The organism is Thalassiella azotivora (assembly GCF_054781695.1).
On record NZ_BAAGTX010000034.1, the window covers coordinates 15,740 to 33,294 of the forward strand.

Genomic DNA, 17,555 nt, shown 5'->3' on the forward strand with positions numbered 1-17,555 from the left:
CTGCTGCTCCGGCAGTGCCCGTGCCCCCGAGACTGACCGCCACGTGCCGTGATCCGATTCGAGAACGTCAGCAAGGTCTACGACGAGACGTCCAGACCTGCGCTCGACGACGTCACGATCGAGATCGACCGCGGCGAGTTCGTCTTCATCGTCGGGGCGTCCGGCTCCGGCAAGTCCACCTTCCTGCGCCTCGTCCTGCGCGAGGAGCGGGCGACCCGCGGGGCGGTCTTCGTCGCCGGCCGGGACGTCGCCCGGCTGTCGTCCTGGAAAGTCCCGCACCTGCGCCGCCAGATCGGTGCGGTGTTCCAGGACTTCCGGCTGCTGCCGAACAAGTCGGTGTACGAGAACGTCGCGTTCGCGCTGCAGGTGATCGGCCGGTCCCGGCACCAGATCGCCCAGACGGTCCCCGAGATGCTCGAGATGGTCGGCCTGGCCGGCAAGGAGCGCCGCCGCCCGCACGAGCTGTCCGGTGGTGAGCAGCAGCGGGTGGCGATCGCCCGCGCGATGGTGAACCGGCCGGCGATCCTGCTGGCCGACGAGCCGACCGGCAACCTCGACCCGACGACCAGCGACGACATCGTCCGGCTGCTGGACCGGATCAACCGGATGCACTCGACGACCGTCGTGATGGCCACGCACGACGACGAGATCGTCGACCGGATGCGCAAGCGCGTCGTCGAGCTCGCGGACGGACGGATGATCCGCGACCAGTCCCACGGCGTCTACGGCTACTCGCGCGCCGAGTAAGGACCCACCACCCCATGCGCCTGCAGTTCGTCCTCAGCGAGATCGGCATCGGTCTGCGCCGCAACCTCGCGATCACGCTCTCGGTCGTCCTGGTGACCCTGGTGTCCCTGACCTTCGTCGGTCTCGCGCTGGTCTTCCAGTCGCAGGTCGACCTCATGAAGGGCTACTGGTACGACCGGGTCCAGGTGTCCATCTTCCTGTGCGCGAAGGACAGCGTCGCCGAGACCTGCCCTGCCGGTGAGGTGACCCAGGCGCAGAAGGACGAGATCCGCGCCGACCTGGAGTCCCCGGCGCTCGCCCCCTACGTCGACACCGTCTACTACGAGTCCAAGGCCGAGGCGTACGACCGGTTCACCGAGCAGTTCTCCGACAGCGCCATCGTCGAGAACGTCACCCAGGACCAGATGCCCGAGTCCTTCCGGGTCAAGCTCGTCGACCCCGAGGAGTACCAGGTCATCTCCGAGTTCTTCGCCGGCCGGCCCGGGGTGGAGCAGGTCGAGGACCAGCGCGAGCTGCTCGACACCTTCTTCGCCGTCCTCAACGTGCTGACGATCGTCGCGCTCGGCTTCGCCCTGGTCATGGTCGTCGCCGCGGCGCTGCTCATCGCGACGACGATCAGGCTCTCGGCCTTCAACCGGCGCCGCGAGATCGGCATCATGCGGATGGTCGGGGCCTCAAGTCCCTTCATCCAGCTGCCGTTCCTGTTGGAGGGGGTGATCGCGGCCTGCCTCGGGGCGCTGCTCGCGTCGGTGGTGATGTGGGCGCTGCTCGAGCACGGCGTCGGCTGGCTGTCCGAGAACCTCACGATCTTCACGTACGTCGGCACGTCCGAGCTGTGGACGGTCGTCCCGGTGCTCTTCGGCATCGCGGTCGTCCTGGCAGGCGTGTCGTCCCTGGTCACCACGAGCCGATACCTGAGGGTGTGAGGATGCGACTGCAGACGACGCGACGGACGGGACGCCGCCTCACCGGCGGTCTCGTGGCCGCTGCCGTGGCCACCAGCCTGCTGGTCCTGGCGCCGCCGAGCCAGGCCGACCCCAGCGAGCGCAAGCGGCACGTCGACGCCGGCATCCACGCGGTCCAGGAGTCCCTGGCCGGCACGTCGCAGGAGCTGCAGGCCGCCTACGCCGCGCTCGCGGCGTCCCAGGAGCGCCTGCCGGTCGCCCAGGCCGAGCTCGAGGCGGCGGAGGCGGCGCGGGCCGAGGCCCAGCGCAAGGACGCCGAGCTCGCCGCGCGCCTGGCCGCCGCGGAGCAGTCCGAGGCGAACCAGGCCGAGAGCATCGACGAGGGCCGGCAGGAGATCGCCGACACCGAGAGCTCCATCGGCCGGATCGCCGCCCAGGCGTACCGTCGCGGTGGCCTGGACACCGGGTTGTCGCTGGCGTTCGGCTCACAGGACCCCGACGAGTTCGCCGACCGGTACCTGCTCGTCGACACGGCGCTGCGCAGCCAGAGCGGGGCGATGGCGCGGCTCACCCAGCAGCAGGCGGTGCTGGCCAACCAGCAGGCCCGCCTCGAGGCCGTCCGGGCCGAGGTCGCCGACCTGCGCGAGCAGGCGGCGGCGAACCTGGAGGTCGCCCGGCAGGCGGAGGCCGACGCGGCGGCCCGCAAGGCCGAGGTCGAGCAGCTCATCGCCCAGCAGACGCAGGCGACCGCCGTCATCCAGGCCCGCAAGGCCGAGGAGGAGGCCCACCTGGCCGCCCTGCAGCGCGAGCAGGACGCCCTCGAGGCCGAGCTGCGACGGATCGCGGAGGAGGAGCGCCGCCGCGCCGCCGAGCGCGCCGCTCGCGAGCGCAACCGGGGTGGTGGCGGTGGCGGTGGGTCCGCGCCGGCGCCCGCGCCGCCGAGCGGCGGCGTCCTGTCCCGCCCCGTCACGACCAGGATCACGTCCTCGTACGGCTGGCGGGTGCACCCGATCTACGGGACGCGCCGCATGCACACCGGGACGGACTTCGGCGGCCCGTGCGGCGTGCCGGTGCGGGCGGCGGCCGACGGGTCGGTCGTGCGCGCCGGGAGGGCCGGTGGGTACGGCAACCAGATCGTCGTCAACCACGGCCTCATCGGCGGCTCGGCGTTCGCGACGTCGTACAACCACCTCAGCAGCTACGCGGTGCGCTCGGGGTCGGTGTCCCGCGGTCAGGTGATCGGCTACATCGGCACGACGGGCGCGTCGACGGGGTGCCACCTGCACTTCGAGGTGTTCGTCAACGGCTCGCGCACCAACCCGATGCAGTACCTCTGACCGGTCGCAGGGGCCGCGCCCCCCTGAAGGGCCCTCGGCAGGTGAGGCCGGTCAGCCCGGTCAGCCGGTGACCGTGAACGGTGCGGTGGCCCCGCGGACGGGGCGCACGTGGCCCAGCAGGCCGCGCGCGTCGCCGGTGTACACGACCCGGTAGCTGCCAGGGGCGGCGTCCGCGGGCACGTCCCACTCGACGGTCACCCGGGAGGCGGCCAGGCCCCACCGGGACCAGGTGAATCGGGTCGACCAGTCGCCGTCGTCGGCCACTCGCACCCAGCGGCCGTCGACGAGCTGCTCGACGGCGGCGTACGTGCCGTCGCGGCGCAGCACCGTGTTCGGGTGCGCCCCCGCGAACGCGACGGTCACCGTCGTCCCGGCGGGCACGGTGGACGGCGGCGCCGCGACGACGTCGCCGAACCGGCGCCCGAGCGGCGGGGCGTCCCACACGACACGACCCGCCGGGCTGGTCACGACCCGGCCCGAGCGGTCCGCGGGGCGCGAGCCCAGGTCGGCCGGGGCGTCGTCCCGCACCGCCACGGCCAGGTCGTGCACGACCTGCTGGAACGCCGGCAGCTGCCAGCGCCCGAAGAGCGTCGACCCGCCCTCGTACTGCTGCAGGTCGTACTCCTCGGGCGTCGTGAGGTAGTGCGCGTAGCCGTTGGCGTACCCCTGGACGAGGACGTCGTCCACGTCGACGTCGAGCGCGTCGGCGAGGGTGCGGCGCAGGCGCAGGCCCGCGACGACGGTGACCTCCGCGGGCACGGCCACGAGGTGCAGGTCACCGATCCGCAGGACCTGGACGGGCAGCTCCTGCTGCACGAGGTCCAGCGCACCGACCGGCAGGAGCACCTCCTTGGGGGCCTGGCACTCCCGCAGGGCCGGGGAGCCGGTGTACAGGGCGTCGGCGATCCAGCCGAACGCCGGGTTGCCGCCCTCGCGCACGATCGGCAGACCACCGCCGCCGTCCTCCGTGGAGCCCGCCGCGAAGCTCGCGCCCAGGGCGGCGGCGCAGGTGCGGTGGGTGCGACCGTCGCCCGTGAACTCGGGACGCACCGTGACGTCGGACAGGTCGACGTAGACCGTGCGGGCGTCGACGCCGCCCCGGGTCATCGGTGTCGCGGTCGCGTCGGCCGCGGCCCGGTACTGCCGCAGACCGATCAGCCGGGTGTTCTCCCGGGGGTCGTCCGTCGGTCCGGTCCCGGGCCGCAGCGCGAGGTTGGGGCTCATGTCGCCCGCGTTCGTCTGGGCGAACGCGGTGACCAGGTCGGGGTCGTCACCGGCCAGGTGGTCGACCCCGGCGACCTGCTCCTCCCAGTGGTACGCGGCGTAGCCCTTGTTGTCCGCCGAGACCAGGCGGTTCGTCGTCGGCATGCTCGTCGCGTGGGTGGCGAACCAGTTGACCGCACCGGCCAGGTCGCCGTCGCGCTCGACCCGCAGGGTGGTGGAGCGGGTGTCGGTCCCGGTGGGGAAGTGCGCGCGGTCGGCGGCCGGGTTGGCGTCGAACGCGACCCGGGACCGGTTGGCGCTCGCGTCGGTCAGCTCGGTGCGGGCCAGGGACAGGGTCGCCGGGGCGAGGTCGTCGTGCGCCTCGACGACCGAGTCGACGATCCCGTCGACGGTCGCCTCGAACGTCTCGGGGTGGAAGCCGAGGGTGGTGAGGTTGTACAGCGTGTGGTGGGAGTGCCCGCCCGGCCCGGCGTGCGTGTGCGTGGCCGTGAGCAGCACGTTGTGCTCGCCGTAGGTGTCGCCGAACCGCTGCGCGAGGCGGGCGAGGACGGCGTCCCGCACGGACTGGAACACCATGCCGACGTCCGCGACGACGAGGACGACGCGCTCGCCGGTGACGGCGTCGGCGACGACGAACGCGCGGCTGCGCTGGCGGGTGTGCAGGCCGGTACCGGTCTGGGCGAGGTCGGCGTAGCCCAGCAGCCCGACCTCGGCGACCTCGCCGGTGACGTCACCGACGCCCCGGCCGACGAGGAAGGACGGTTGCGCGGCGTCCTGCGCCTCGTCCTGGGCGACAGCAGGGGGTCCGCCCGCTGCAGGGAGGGTCAGGGCCAGCGCCGCCGCCGTGGCGGCGGCGAGGAGGGTCCGGCGGGCGGCGTCCCGGCGCGAGCGGTACATAGCACTCCCCGTCACAGGTAGTCGGTGCCCCACTCAACCGCGCCGGGAAAACCGGGTCAAGGGTCGCGCCGCCGGTCCGTAGACTCGGGGCATGCCCAAGGAGATCGGTCGCAAGGTGATCGCGACGAACCGCAAGGCGCGTCACGACTACCACATCGACGACACGGTCGAGGCGGGGCTCGTGCTCACCGGCACCGAGGTCAAGTCGCTGCGGCAGGGCCGCGCCTCCCTCGCCGACGGGTTCGCCCAGGTCAGCTGGGGTGAGGCCTGGCTGGAGAACGTCCACATCCCCGAGTACACCGAGGGCACCTGGAACAACCACTCGGCCCGGCGCAAGCGCAAGCTGCTGATGCACCGCGAGGAGATCGACAAGCTCGAGGGCAAGCTCAAGGAGAGCGGCCGCACCCTCGTGCCGCTGCAGCTGTACTTCAAGGACGGCCGGGCGAAGGTCGAGCTCGGCCTGGCCCGGGGCAAGAAGGAGTACGACAAGCGGCACACCCTGCGGGAGCGCCAGGACCGCCGCGAGGCCGAGCGGGCGATGAGCCTGCGCCGTCAGCGCGACTGACCGTCGTCCGGGGCTGCCCGCCCCCACCCCATCGCGCGAGTCGGACGAACACGCCGCGTCTCGTCGACGGGCCGACGGCGTGTCCGCCCGACACGTGGAGTCGGAGGGAGGCGGGAGGTCAGCAGGTGGGCACCCGGACGTAGTGGTCGGGTCCGGTCTGCTCGACGCTGGCCGTGGTGAAGGTGTTCCACAGTCCCAGCCGGTCGCCGGACCCGCGGGCGTGGGCGTACCCGCCGCTGACGTACGCCCGCCCGGCCTGCGTGTGCGCCCAGGTGGACGACGTCCAGCAGCCGAGCGGCTCGGGGTCTGTCGGGGTGGGCTCGGGTTCGGTGGGCGTCGGCTGCGGGTCGGTCGGGGTGGGCTGCGGGTCGGTCGGCTGCGGGTCCGTCGGCTCCGGGTCGGGCGTGCCGTCGTCCAGGCCCCACAGGACGCCGGTCCACCAGCTCGAGCACAGCGTGTCGGCGGCGTAGGCGCCGGTGGCGCCGCACTGCTGGTCGCCCGGACCGGGGTCGACGGGGACGGCGTGGCCCATGCCCTGGACGGTGAAGGTGGTGACGACCGCCCGGCCGTCGGCGTCCTCGTACGTCTGCCGGGTCGTGCCGGCGGGCAGGGTGTCGGTGCGTGCCGGCGTCCGGCTGGCGCCGTGGACGTCGGTCCACTGGTCGCGGGAGGCGGTGGCGTTCGCGGGGGAGACGACCGCGTCGGAGGAGCCGTGCCAGATGGCGACCGTGGGCCACGTCGTCGTCCCCGCCGGTGCGGCCGCCCGCACCTCGTCGCCCCACTGCCGCGGGGTGCGGGTCGGGGGAGCGGACATGCACGTGAACGCCTCGACCATGGAGTCGGCGCAGCCCGTCGGGATGCCCGCGACGACCGACCCGCCGGCGAACACGTCCGGGTAGGCGGCGAGCAGGGACGACGTCATCGCGCCGCCCGCGGACAGCCCGGTGACGTGCACGCGCGCCGGGTCGGCGTCCCACCGGTCGACGGCGTGGGCCACCATGCTGCGGATCGACGCTGCCTCGCCCTGGCCGCGGCGGGTGTCGCCGGCCTGGAACCAGTTGAAGCACCGGCTGCTGTTGTTCGCGCTGGACTGCTCCGGCAGGACCACCGTGACGCCCCACCGGTCGGCCAGGTCCAGCCAGCCGGACTCGGTGCCGTAGGTGGCGGCGTCCTGGCTGCACCCGTGCAGGGCCACGACCACGGGGCTGTCCACGCCGGCGGTGGTCGGCCGGTACGCGTACATCGCCAGCGCGCCGGGGTTGGACCCGAAGCTCGGCACGCGTTCCAGGGACGCCGCGGCGGCCGGGTCGCTTCCGGTCAGCGCGGGGGTCAGGAGCGCGCCGGCGAGCGCCACGGCGGCTGCCGCTGCGGTGCCCGTGTGCCGGCGTCTGGTCGTGGGTGGCCTCATCGGTCGTCCTCTCGTCGTCGAGCCGCTGCCCGTTTCGTGCCGTTGGTCCGACGACGCTAGGCACTTGTGATCTGGGTCACGATGTGCGCGCGGCACATGCCGGACGACGCGCGGGTGGCGCCGCGTCACCCGACCGGCCGGGTCGCTGTGGAAAGCGCTCGCCGCGCGACCGCGCTCCTCCCTACGCTCACCCCGCACCCGTGAGGGCCGACGAGCGGCAGTCGCTGCGAGCGTCCCGCGTCTGCGGGTGAAGCCACCAGGCAACCGTCTGCAAAGCGGCAGGGTTCAACTCCCTCTCACGGACGGCGGCCGGTTCCTCCACTCGTGGCGGTGGAGCGGCTCTGCGGTCGGCCCCTCGGGGTGCGGCCCCGCCGCTCGCCGGGGCCGGCCGCCGTCCTGCCGCGCGCTGTCGGCGGCGTGGGGTTCCGGACGACGAGGAGGTGACGACGTGAGCAGGGTGACGGTGCCGCAGGGCTTCGCGGCGGTGGTGGTGACGGACGGGCGGGTGAGCGACGTCCTGCCTGCGGGGCGGCACCGGCTGCCGTCGTGGGGTGCCTGGCGGCGGCGGGTGACCCGGGTCGACGTCCGTGAGCAGGTCCTCGTCGTGTCCGGTCAGGAGGTGGCCGCGGCCGACGTCCCGGGGGTCAAGGTGACCGCTGCGGCGTCCTGGCGGGTGGCCGACCCGGCGGCGTGGCTGACGGTCGCCGCCCAGCCCGCCGAGCAGCTGCGGCTGGCGGTCCAGCTCGCTGTCCGGGACTGGGCCGCGTCCGGCGACCTGGCGGAGCTCGTCAGCGGCCGGGCGGCCGCCGCCGAGCGGCTGACGGCCGCGGTCACCGCGGAGGTGCAGCGGCTCGGGGTGGGCGTCGCCCAGGTGAGCGTGCGGGACCTCGTCGTGCCCGCGGAGGTGCGGCGGGCGGTGCTCGCCGTGCAGACCGCCAAGCAGGAGGGCCTGGCGAGGCTGGAGCGGGCCAGGGCCGAGACGGCTGCGGTGCGGGCGCTCGCCAACGGCGCCCGGGTGCTGCAGGACAACCCGGCGCTGCTGCAGCTGCGGACCGTCCAGGCGGCCGGCGAGTCGGCCGGGACGGTGGTGCTGTCCCTCGGTGCTGCCGGCACCGGGGGCGGCGGTGGGGCTGCGGGGCCCTCAGCCGGGTCGCCGGCCTGAGGCCTCGGCGGCCCGCCGGGTCGCCTCCGCGACCTGCTCCCGGTCCTGGACGGGGTCCTGGTCCGCGACGGCGTCGGCCCCCGGGTGGTCGGCGTCCGTCGCGGGTGCGGGGTCGTCGGCGGTCGCGGCGGAGTCATCCGTGCTGACGTCCTGTAAGCCGACGTCGTCCGAGCCTGCGTGCGGTGCGGTGTCCGGCTCCGTGGGGTCGACGCCGGCGCCGAGCTGCTGGTCGACACCGGCCGGCCCGGTGCCGCCGTGCTCGCTGGTGGGGGAGGCGGCGTCACCGGTGCCGGTGTCCTCCGCGCCGGTGGGCTGCTCGCTGCCGCGGTCGGGGCTGGTGCTCACGGTGTCCTCCGGGGTCGACGGGAGTGTCGACCCTGTCCGTACCCTCCCGGCGGCGGGGTGAACGTCCCGGGAATCCCGGGAGACGCCGGGTCGTTGCACCCGATAGCCTGGTCAGGTCGGTCCCGGAGGTCCTCGGGACGGCCAGGGCCGGCAGCAGTGAGCACCATGACAACTGCACAGGGGGTGACTGGTTTCGACGTCGGATGTCGAACTAGGGGAAGCGGGTCGAGGACGCGGGGTTATCTCGTTAACGCCCTCCGCAAACCATAGGTGCCGATTCCAAGCGCACCGACTTCGCCCTCGCCGCCTGAGGCGAGCCACGAAGTCCGTCAGCCCGGGGTTGCTCCCGACCCGGTAGCTGGCGTCATCTAGGGAGCCACTGCTCTCAGCACTCGTCGCCGGTGCTGAGGGGACTCTCAGGCGACTGGGCCCGGCAGCGGCGATGCTCGCTAGACCGTTGGGGCCGAGCAGACCAGTAGTGAGCTGCACCCGGAGAAGCCCTAGGGGTACGACGACGGACGCGGGTTCGATTCCCGCCACCTCCACAGAAGACAATTGACTGAAGGGCCCTTGCGCAGTGCGCGAGGGCCCTTCAGTCATCTCTCGGTGCTGTGGGAGTCAGGAGGAGCCCGCGAGCCTCAGTGAGCGTTCGGGCGACGGGCCCCGCCACCTCCACATGAACTGCCGGGCGCTCGCTGTGCTCGGAGCTGTCATCCCAGTGCCGCACGACCCGTCAGGGCACGGAGCGATGAGTTCCGGGACTCTGCCTGCTCCTGTGAAGCATGAGCATGACGACGCGAGTGCTGAGTGTGTCCGTCCCCGTCGCCGACCAGGACGCGGCACTGCGTTTCTACACCGAGGTCCTGGGCTGCGAGCTCCGCGCCGACGTGGAGGTCTGGCCGGGCGCCCGGTACATCGAGGTCGTGCCTCGGGGCTCGACCGTCGCCCTGGTGCTGCTCCCGCCGGACGGCGAGATCCCCGTGGCGATCCGGCTGGGCACTCCGGACGCGCAGCGGGCCCACGACACGATCCGGGCGTCCGGGACGACGCTCCACAACGAGGCGCTGGTCCGCCTGGACGGGGTGCCGCCGATGTTCTCCTTCGCCGACCCCGACGGCAACGGCCTCGTCTACCTCGAGGACACCGAGTAGACGCATCGACCCCGCCATGGCACCAGGCGACCGCTGACGTCAGCGTCGGCGGACCTACACCACGCGCCCGACACCAGGCAGCCGGGTGACGGCGTACCCGACCGTGAAGCACACGGGCACCGCGACGACCGAGACCACGACGAACTTCAGCTGGGCGCCCAGCGGGACGACCCGGAAGGCCAGCATCAGCGAGACCAGGACCACCGGGTGAAGGAGGTACGTCGCGTACGAACCGCGTCCTGCCTTGCCCATCAGCGGGCCGTGGGTGGGCCAGCGGCGACGCACCCACGCCAGGCACCACAGCGTGAACGCTATCGACACGACGGCGTAGAGGAACGCGAACGTGACACTGGCCCAGGTGAGGCCGCTCAAGGCCATCTCCAACCGGTCGCGCGCCCCGGCGTAGGAGACCAGCGCGACGGTGAGGCCCATGCCGACCACGGTCACCTGGCCGAGCCTGTGCTCGGTGGATCGGGAGAGCCGCCCGTCCCAACCGGCCTCGGCCGCCATCACCCCGAGCGCGAACAGGACGGCGGCCTGCGCCCAGGCGCTGACGCGGACGTTCATGAGGTGGGTGTCGAGCAGCGTCGTGAGCTGCCAGACGGCCATGGATCCGACCCCGACGACCGACGCCGCGACGACGAGCGTCCTGCCGTCCGGTCTCGGACGGGCGCCCGTGAGGGGCCTGACCGTCCGCAGGGCGGCGTAGCCCAGCGAGGACAGGAGCAGGGCGGCGACGAACCACATGATCGAGAACTCGGTGGTGGCCACGTTCTCGAGGAGGCTGGTGGCGTCCTCCTGGTGCAGGTCACCCAGGTAGTCGGCCAGCGGGTTCACCAGGACCACGAAGCAGACCAGCGGCACACCGAGCCGCAGGAGACGGCTGCCCACGAAGCCAGCCGGTCCGCGCCGTGCCAACGACCCCACCGAGAACCACCCGGCCACCACGAACAGCGGGCCCAGGCCGAAGATCCCGCCCATCAGCGCCGGCAGGGCGAAGGCGATGGAGACGGCGCTGTCGGCCTCGCGCTCGTCCTCGTAGTAGTAGCCGGCGAAGTCCGTGACGTACGCGGTCGCGGCGTGGACCACGATCACGCCCGAGATCAGGACGACGCGCAGCGTGTCCACCCACTGCTCCCGCTGGCGGGTCTCCGCCACGATCCCGGTCGAGGTCATGGAGCACCTCCGCTGACACCACCACCGTGCACGGTCGAGGACCCCGTCCGTGCAGAGGCGGACGGCCCGAACCCGAGGGCCGGTTCCTGGTGCCGTGTCGGCCCGGACCGGCGGGTGGGCTTCGGTCGGAGGATCCGGGCCATGATCTTCGGACGCATCAGGGCCGGCGGCGGGTCGAGGAGGTTGGTCACCCGCATGAGCGCCCGGGCGACGACCGGGTCGTCGTGAGCAGCCCGCTGGACGCGGGTGACGTAGCGTGACGCGAGGCGGTCGCTGAGGGACGGGGTGCCCACCACGCCAGGCAGCTGCAGGTCAGCACCGACCACCACGGTCCACGCCCGCTCGGCGACCGCCATCGCCTCGCGTGGATAGCGGGTCTGCAGAACCGCCGGCCCGACGGCGGCGTGACGCTGGATCAGCACCGCCTCGAGCGCGGCGACGCTTATGCCCTGCCCGAAGGTCGGGTCGAAGCTGGCGACCGCGTCGCCGATCGGCACGAAGCCCGGGGGCAGTGGGACGCGGTCGACGCGTCGACGGCGGCAGTCGGGGAACCGGTAGGTCCGGACGGGGTGGAGCAGCTCGCGGTCCGCGAGCAGCCCGGCGAGGTCGGGCGCGACCACGCCCGCCGCGTAGCGCCGGAACCCGTCCGGGTCCACCGGCGGCTGGTCGTCCGCGTAGCCGCAGACGGCAACGACCCACGTCCCGTCCTCCTGGGCGATCGCCACGCCGACCCGGGGAACCTGCGGCGTAGCCGCGGAGACCGAGACGTAGCGGCCGTCGAGGTCGCCCTCACGCCGCTCCACGTGGGTGGTGGCGTAGCGCACGCCGACCCGGACCCGCTCCGACGGCGGCTGGGCCCACCCCTGCGCGGCCAACCAGCCCACGCCGCGGCTGGATCGCCCGGTGGCGTCGACGACGAGGTCCGCGGGGAGCTCGACGACGGTCTGGCCCTCGGGTCGGCGTTCCAGAAGGCGCACACCCGTGACCCGCCGCCGGTGGTCGTCCGCGGTGAGACCCGCGACGTCGGTGCGGTCGCGCAGCGCCACGTTCGGGAGCGCCCGCACGCGTCGTCGGATCGTGGCCTCGATGAGCTGTCGTGAGGCCGCGACGCCGTTGGCGCCGACGACCGCGTCGGTGACCAGCCCGCCTCCGATCCACCAGCGGCCGTTGGTGCCGACGTCACCGCGGCTGACGGCGCCGGCCGCGACCAGCTCGTCCGTGAAACCCGGGAGCAGCGCCTCGATCGCGAGCCTGCCGGAAGCCAGCAGGCCGTGGACCTGACCGGCCTGTGGTGTCCCGGGACGGGGGTCACCGTCGTGCCCGCGCTCGTCGACCAAGGCGTCACGGTCGACGACGAGCACCTCGGCGGCGAGCGGCGCCAGGGCCGCGCCCGCGAGCAGGCCGGCGACGCTGCCGCCTGCGACGACGACGCGGTCGTAGGTGGTGGGTGACATGGGGACCTCCTCTGGTCGGGTCCCCGCACCGTGCGACCGGTGGCTGTCCACCCACCAGGTCAGTTCCTGTCCACCTCCGGTCCAGGGACTCCGTGGAGCTCCCAGTCCCACAGCACCTCCGTCACGCGCTGCACTCCCGCGCGCAGGTGCCGTCGGTAGGTGCTGAACGGCAGCCCGAGCAGCTCCGCGGCGAGTTCCTGGGTTGCGGCCGGGCGAAGGTAGGTGCGGTCCACGGCGGCGGCCGGCACCATTCCCCGCGCCTGCAGGCGTACGACGTCGACCGCCGCGCGCACCAGCCGGCGCAGCGCGACCACGGGGTCGTCCGTGCCCTCGGCACGGACCAGCTGGGAGCTGAGCAGAGGGTTCGCGCGCAAGCGCTCGGGGCGGCCGTCGTCGCGCAGTGCCCCGCGGACGGCGACGTCGAAGTCGCCGCGGGCGAGGGCGACCGGTGAGGACACCGGCGGCGGGGCGGTGCCGTCGCGGTCGAGCTCGCGCAGCAGCAGCGCGTCGAGCCAGGCGGCGTAGTCACTGCGGGCGAAGTCGCGACCCCAGGCGGTCAGCACGCCGTCCGTGAGTGCCAGCTCGCCCAGTGGCTCGAGGCCGATGTAGCCCCATATCGGGGTCCACGTCGTCGCCCGCGTGGACGCCACGACGACCCAGCCGAGCCGGGGCACCGTCCACTCCCGCAGCGAGATCGACGCCACCTGGTCGGAGAACCCGCCGAGCCGCTCGGGTGCCCGGCCGTCCGCCACCAGGAAGAGCATCAGCGGCTCTCCTGGCACCGACGGCCGCCGCCTCTCGAGCTCGGAGCGGATCACGGGGACGAGGGGGTCCTGCACCGGCTCGGCGACATCGAGTCGGATCCCGGCTACCGAGCCGACCACCGCACCGTCCGCGTCCTCCACGACGTGGAACGTCGACGGATCGGCGTCGAACCACTGCGCCATCACAGCCGCCCGCTCCCGCCCGTCAGCCGTCGCGAACGCCTCGACGACGTGGTCGCGGTCGCCCTCGGCGGCGCGCCGGTGGCTCAGGGCCAGCAGGTCCTCGAAGCCGTAGAGCCCTTCGGCGTCGGGATTGCCCCGATGCAGGAAGAGCAGGTCGGCGACCGCCCGGGCGTGCTCTGAGCCATCGCTGCGCGCCATCCGGTCGAGCGCGACATCCCGGATCCGTCGGTGCAGCGAGGCGAAGGCCTCCTTGTCGCGCCAGCGGAGGTCGCGGTCGAGCGCGTCCCTGACGAGGTCGTGGACCGACAGCCCGTCCGGGTGGCTCTCGGCGTACGGGCGCTCGCGCAACCAGTCCAGCACCTCGTCCGCGGCCGCCTCGTCGAGGCCGAGCACCGACATCAGCAGCGACCGGTCGACCCGCCGGGCGTGGCCTGTGACGTGCAGCGCCCGGCGGTGGAGCGGGGCGGCCACGTCGTCCACGAAGCTGCCGAGGAGCCGGGCCGCCGCGTCGGGGTGCTCAAGCAGGGCCGACACCTCGAAGGGGGCGGATCCCTCGGCGCCGCGCCCGGCGTACTCGTCGGCCGCGATCACGAGCGCCAGTGGGTGACCGTGAGTGGACCTCACGAGACCGGTGACGTCCACGTCGTCCGGCACGCCCCGGGACCGCAGCAGGTGCTCGGCATCCACAGGGGGCAGGTTGCGCAGCGGGACCACGCTGACCAGCTCGGACCAACCGGGCTCGCGAACCTCCGGGGGCGGCGGACGGCGGCTGCCCACGACGATCTGGCAGTCGTCCGGCAACGCCGGGATCACGGTGTGCCACAGCCACGACTCGAGGGGTCCGAGGTGCTCCGCGTGGTCCAGCACGGTCACCGTCTGCTGCGGCAGCCTCGTCGCGTCGGCGATGGTGGGTCCACCCATCACGGCGGCCAGCACCTCCTCGCGCGTCGGCGAGAGGTCGGCCGCGTCCACCCACCGCGTGGGCCGGTCGCGGCCGCTCGCCAGGTCCTCGACGGCGCGCAGCAGCGTGCTCTTCCCCACGCCGCCGGGCCCGTGCACCTGCAGCACCACGACGGCCGGGTCGTCGAGGAACGCCTCCGCCCGGCGCAGCTCCTCGACGCGACCGACCAGCGCACGGCGACGCGCCGTCGCCAGCCGGTCCGCCACGGTCAGGCGCATGGCCCATCATCGCGCCGCCGGGCCAGGCCGTGCCACCAGGTCATCCAGGGACGAACGGCCCGGGCGGCCGGATGGCCGGGGGCGTGCCCGGCCCCCGCGCGGCCCCGCCCCGCCAGGACGAGCTCGAAGCGCGCGTGAGGTGACGGTGTGGTGGGCGAGTCGCGGAGCTCGCCCCGGACAACTGCACCCACAGCGGACACGCCGTCGACGGCGAACCGCGCTCCCGTGTCGTCCGTGCCGGATGAGGCGGCGCACCAGCCCTCGAGGGAGAGTGCGTCGGGTCACCGCCCACGAGGGCGTCACCGCTCGTGAGGAGGCCGCGCATGACCGGCGCAGGTGCGGCGAGGGCCGGACGGAGCGTGCTGTGAGACCCACGGGGGGAGAGGGAGAGGCCCTACGCGATGCGCGGGTGCTGGTCGACGGCAGACCGCTCTGCCACCGCGAGCGTCGGACCGAGGACGCCGCGTTGCCCGTGGTGCACGTGCACGGGTTCGCCCTGTCGGGCAGCTACCTGCTGCCGACCGCTCGCCTGCTCGCGCGACGCTTCACCACCTACGTGGCCGACCTGCCGGGGTTCGGCCGCAGCATCCCCGGTCCCGGCCGACCCGGGTTGCCGGACCCGGCCGACTCCCTCGCCGGGTTCGCGGACACCGTCGGGGCGCCCGTCCCCACCGCGGTCGGCAACTCCGTGGGGTGCCCGTGCGCGAGGTGGTGGCGCACATGGACGTCGAGCCCGCGGTCGCCGTCGTGCCCGGTGTCGCGCAGGCGATCAACTTCAGCCACCCGCGGGAGCCGGCGGCGTTGGTTGAGGACTTCGTCGACGACAAGCTGCCGACGAGCCGAGCGAATCCATCCGCCTCTCCGCCGGCCGGACGGGGCTCCACGATCGGGTGGGCGACAGCTGACGCCACGTGCGTGAGCGTGAACCGACGCCGCCACGTGGAAGCGGGAGCGGGGCGTCTGCCGTCCCTACCGCCCGTGCTTCAGTCCGTGTAGTGCGCGGCGGGGTTGAGGATCTGGCGGCCCCACATCCGCTCGCGCTCAGCGGTTGTGAGCCGGGCGACGTCGGCAGCGTCCTGCCACTGCTCGGTGATCACCGTGACCTGGTGCTCGATGATCTCGGCCGCCTCCGACCGGCTGAGGTGGTAGATCCCCGCCGCGTCCAGGCAGGTGGCGAAGCGGCTCTCGCGCCGCCCGTCACGGGTGATCGCCATCGCCTGGGCGGCCGTCTCCCCAGACCGCAGCTGCGGGCACAGGTCGTACGCCGGTGTCAGCGACAGGTCCCGACCGTCCCAGAACGCGGCGTGGTTGCGGGCGTGGTCGTCGGTGTTGGACACGCAGATGTTGAAGACGATGCGGCGGAACAGCTCGCGCAGGGTCGCGTCCGGGGCGGTGAACCTCGCCCTGATCAGGTCCGCCAGGTCGGGGTACGTCGCCCAGCGCCCCTCCATCTCGTCCAGCCCCAGCAGGGTCAGTCCGGAGACGACCATCCGGCGCCTCTGCGGGCCGTCGTCGGCCGGCGTGCGGTCGAACCGCTCCACCAGGAGCACGTCACGTCCCAGTGCCTCGGTGACCTCGGTCGGCGCCACGTCGAGGCCCACCCGAGCGGCCAGCTCCATCGCGACGGCTTCCGCCCGCACGACGGGGTACGGGTCCGTCTGCGTGGAGAGCTTCGCGATCAGCTGGCGCCCACGGCCCGTGTCCCCGTCCCGCAGCAGCACCTTGGGGCGCGCCCCGCCGATGGACGTGCCACGCATCAGCGCCTCGTCCAGCTCCGGTGAGAACGCCTCGCCGGCCAGGAACCGGTCGGTGGCAGCCTGGACCTCTTCCAGCGTGGCAGCGCTGGAACGCGGTACGTACTGTTCGGGCGTGGTCTGGAAGTCCAAGGCGCCGATGCGGTCGCTGGTGGACTCCAGCAGGTAGGTGAGCAGGCCCAGCTCGCCCGTGTCGTGACTGCGGTCGAGCCGGCCGAGGTGACGAGCCAGGATGACGCGCTGCCCCCATGCGTCAGGTCCGGCGTCCCGGATGACACCAGCCACCCGCATCGCGCCCCGCGGACGCTGCCGCCCGCGCTCGAGCGGGAGCTCCGGCAGGTACAGGGGGATGGCGTCGCGCCGGGCCAGGTAGCTGCGGCCGTAGTTGAAGGTGATGACGTCGCCCTCGGCCACGAGGCGACCCGCGGGCACAGGCTCCGCGGCAGCCGGCAGCCACACCCAGACGAAGCACTCGGTGGGCGGCGTGCCCAGAGCACTGCGTGCAGCCACTAGAAGTCGTCCTCCACCTCGTCGGGAGTGGTGCGGACCCGGGCAGGCAGCAGGGCCAGGCGTTCACGGCCCCGCTCTACCAGGGCCGGCAGCTGCTCAGGGGACGCTCCGAAGAGGTCGATGCCGAGGAGTGCTGCGAGCTCGAAGACGACTCCGATCGAGGCAGTGGGCGACCCGTGCTCGATGCTGCGCAGGGTGCTGTCGGAGATGCCGGTCCGCTCCGCAAGCTCCGACTGCGTCCACCGGCGGGCGCGCCGGACCCGGGCGATCTCCAGCCCGAGAACGCGAACTGCATCCAGGGTCCGCGGCGAGTACGTGTGCGCCTTGCGCATGAGACCACCTCCGCCGGCAATGTATCAGCGTTAAGCGTCCTGAACCGCACTATATTCATGGCGGGTCTGACCCGCCGTCCGCAGTCATGGCACCGAGGATCACGTCGTCCCAGCGGGTGGCCGTGTACTCCGTCGGCGGCTCACCGAGGCCCACGCCGAGGACCATCCGGCCTCTGGACAAACCGGTCGACGGTGACCGCCTGTCCCGCGACCTCCTGCGGCTGGTGCCGGGGAAGGCCGGTGACCGTCGTGCCGGGTCGGACACCCGGAGACCCCTCACGGTCAGTGGTGGTGGCCCTTCCTCCCGGAGGTCTCGACCGCGGTCGCGCCCGGACGCGTCCACTGCGGCACCGGACGGCTCGTCGGGGTGACGTCCCCTGGGGTGGTGTAGTTCTCGATCTTGTTCGTCGTGATGGCCGCGATGAAGAAGGCCATCGTGCGATGGTCAGTGAGACCGGACTA

16 protein-coding genes and 1 other RNA gene are annotated in these 17,555 nt (G+C 73.3%); 8 read left to right on the top strand and 9 right to left on the bottom strand.

Going from position 1 to position 17,555, the window contains the following annotated elements; all coding sequences use genetic code 11:
- Nucleotides 1-48 precede the first annotated feature (48 nt).
- Genes ftsE through ACYVQV_RS17985 form a run of 3 tightly spaced genes read left to right on the top strand, consistent with a single transcriptional unit; the run spans nt 49 to nt 2,989 of the window.
- Nucleotides 49-747 (top strand): cell division ATP-binding protein FtsE, encoded by a 699-nt coding sequence (ftsE, locus tag ACYVQV_RS17975; RefSeq protein WP_461024694.1) that lies wholly within the window; start codon nt 49-51, stop codon nt 745-747.
- Nucleotides 748-761: 14 nt separating this feature from the next.
- A complete protein-coding gene (gene ftsX, locus ACYVQV_RS17980) occupies nt 762-1,673 on the top strand; it encodes a permease-like cell division protein FtsX (protein WP_461024695.1) in 912 nt (303 codons plus the stop codon).
- A 2-nt stretch (nt 1,674-1,675) separates the two neighbouring features.
- Nucleotides 1,676-2,989: a peptidoglycan DD-metalloendopeptidase family protein gene (locus tag ACYVQV_RS17985; protein WP_461024696.1), complete on the top strand. Its 1,314-nt coding sequence runs from the start codon at nt 1,676-1,678 to the stop codon at nt 2,987-2,989.
- Between the two features lie 60 nt (nt 2,990-3,049).
- On the opposite strand, the gene ACYVQV_RS17990 is transcribed toward ACYVQV_RS17985, so the two are convergent.
- Nucleotides 3,050-5,110, bottom strand: coding sequence for a neutral/alkaline ceramidase (locus tag ACYVQV_RS17990; RefSeq protein WP_461024697.1), 2,061 nt, complete (start codon nt 5,108-5,110; stop codon nt 3,050-3,052).
- Nucleotides 5,111-5,201: 91 nt separating this feature from the next.
- On the opposite strand from ACYVQV_RS17990, the gene smpB reads away from it, so the two are divergent.
- Nucleotides 5,202-5,675, top strand: a complete 474-nt coding sequence (gene smpB, locus ACYVQV_RS17995) for an SsrA-binding protein SmpB (protein WP_461024698.1) — start codon at nt 5,202-5,204, stop codon at nt 5,673-5,675.
- Between the two features lie 118 nt (nt 5,676-5,793).
- On the opposite strand, the gene ACYVQV_RS18000 is transcribed toward smpB, so the two are convergent.
- Nucleotides 5,794-7,083 carry an extracellular catalytic domain type 1 short-chain-length polyhydroxyalkanoate depolymerase gene (locus ACYVQV_RS18000; RefSeq protein ID WP_461024699.1) on the bottom strand — a complete coding sequence of 430 codons (1,290 nt, stop codon included), beginning with the start codon at nt 7,081-7,083 and terminating at the stop codon, nt 5,794-5,796.
- A gap of 448 nt (nt 7,084-7,531) precedes the next feature.
- Between ACYVQV_RS18000 and ACYVQV_RS18005 the strand changes: the two genes are divergently transcribed.
- Entirely contained in the window at nt 7,532-8,245 is a 714-nt protein-coding gene (locus ACYVQV_RS18005; protein ID WP_461024700.1) for an SPFH domain-containing protein, read from the top strand.
- Here the strand turns inward: ACYVQV_RS18005 and ACYVQV_RS18010 are convergent.
- Nucleotides 8,225-8,590 (bottom strand): hypothetical protein, encoded by a 366-nt coding sequence (locus ACYVQV_RS18010; protein ID WP_461024701.1) that lies wholly within the window; start codon nt 8,588-8,590, stop codon nt 8,225-8,227. The two genes, ACYVQV_RS18005 and ACYVQV_RS18010, sit on opposite strands and share 21 nt — an antisense overlap.
- A 179-nt stretch (nt 8,591-8,769) precedes the next feature.
- Here ACYVQV_RS18010 and ssrA point away from each other — a divergent pair.
- Together ssrA and ACYVQV_RS18020 are read left to right on the top strand one after the other, a co-directional pair.
- Nucleotides 8,770-9,138: a transfer-messenger RNA gene (gene ssrA / locus ACYVQV_RS18015) on the top strand.
- Nucleotides 9,139-9,378: 240 nt separating this feature from the next.
- On the top strand, nt 9,379-9,741 hold the full coding sequence (locus tag ACYVQV_RS18020) for a VOC family protein (protein ID WP_461024702.1): 363 nt from the start codon (nt 9,379-9,381) through the stop codon (nt 9,739-9,741).
- Nucleotides 9,742-9,795: 54 nt separating this feature from the next.
- On the opposite strand, the gene ACYVQV_RS18025 is transcribed toward ACYVQV_RS18020, so the two are convergent.
- From ACYVQV_RS18025 to ACYVQV_RS18035, 3 genes are read right to left on the bottom strand one after another with little or no spacing between them, the layout of a single operon-like run.
- Nucleotides 9,796-10,917, bottom strand: a complete 1,122-nt coding sequence (locus tag ACYVQV_RS18025; RefSeq protein ID WP_461024703.1) for an acyltransferase family protein — start codon at nt 10,915-10,917, stop codon at nt 9,796-9,798.
- Complete coding sequence (locus tag ACYVQV_RS18030; protein ID WP_461024704.1) at nt 10,914-12,371, bottom strand: monooxygenase; 1,458 nt, start codon at nt 12,369-12,371, stop codon at nt 10,914-10,916. The genes ACYVQV_RS18025 and ACYVQV_RS18030 overlap by 4 nt, the downstream gene beginning before the upstream one ends.
- A 59-nt stretch (nt 12,372-12,430) precedes the next feature.
- Nucleotides 12,431-14,497, bottom strand: coding sequence for a hypothetical protein (locus ACYVQV_RS18035; RefSeq protein ID WP_461024705.1), 2,067 nt, complete (start codon nt 14,495-14,497; stop codon nt 12,431-12,433).
- A 241-nt stretch (nt 14,498-14,738) separates the two neighbouring features.
- On the opposite strand from ACYVQV_RS18035, the gene ACYVQV_RS18040 reads away from it, so the two are divergent.
- Entirely contained in the window at nt 14,739-15,416 is a 678-nt protein-coding gene (locus ACYVQV_RS18040) for an alpha/beta fold hydrolase (protein ID WP_461024708.1), read from the top strand.
- Nucleotides 15,417-15,480: 64 nt separating this feature from the next.
- On the opposite strand, the gene ACYVQV_RS18045 is transcribed toward ACYVQV_RS18040, so the two are convergent.
- The 3 genes from ACYVQV_RS18045 to ACYVQV_RS18055 all read right to left on the bottom strand — a co-directional run bounded on the left by ACYVQV_RS18045 (nt 15,481) and on the right by ACYVQV_RS18055 (nt 17,528).
- Nucleotides 15,481-16,761 (bottom strand): type II toxin-antitoxin system HipA family toxin, encoded by a 1,281-nt coding sequence (locus ACYVQV_RS18045; protein ID WP_461024706.1) that lies wholly within the window; start codon nt 16,759-16,761, stop codon nt 15,481-15,483.
- Nucleotides 16,761-17,093 (bottom strand): helix-turn-helix domain-containing protein, encoded by a 333-nt coding sequence (locus ACYVQV_RS18050; RefSeq protein ID WP_461024707.1) that lies wholly within the window; start codon nt 17,091-17,093, stop codon nt 16,761-16,763. The genes ACYVQV_RS18045 and ACYVQV_RS18050 overlap by 1 nt, the downstream gene beginning before the upstream one ends.
- A gap of 282 nt (nt 17,094-17,375) precedes the next feature.
- Nucleotides 17,376-17,528 (bottom strand): hypothetical protein, encoded by a 153-nt coding sequence (locus ACYVQV_RS18055; RefSeq protein WP_461024709.1) that lies wholly within the window; start codon nt 17,526-17,528, stop codon nt 17,376-17,378.
- Between the last annotated feature and the right edge of the window lie 27 nt (nt 17,529-17,555).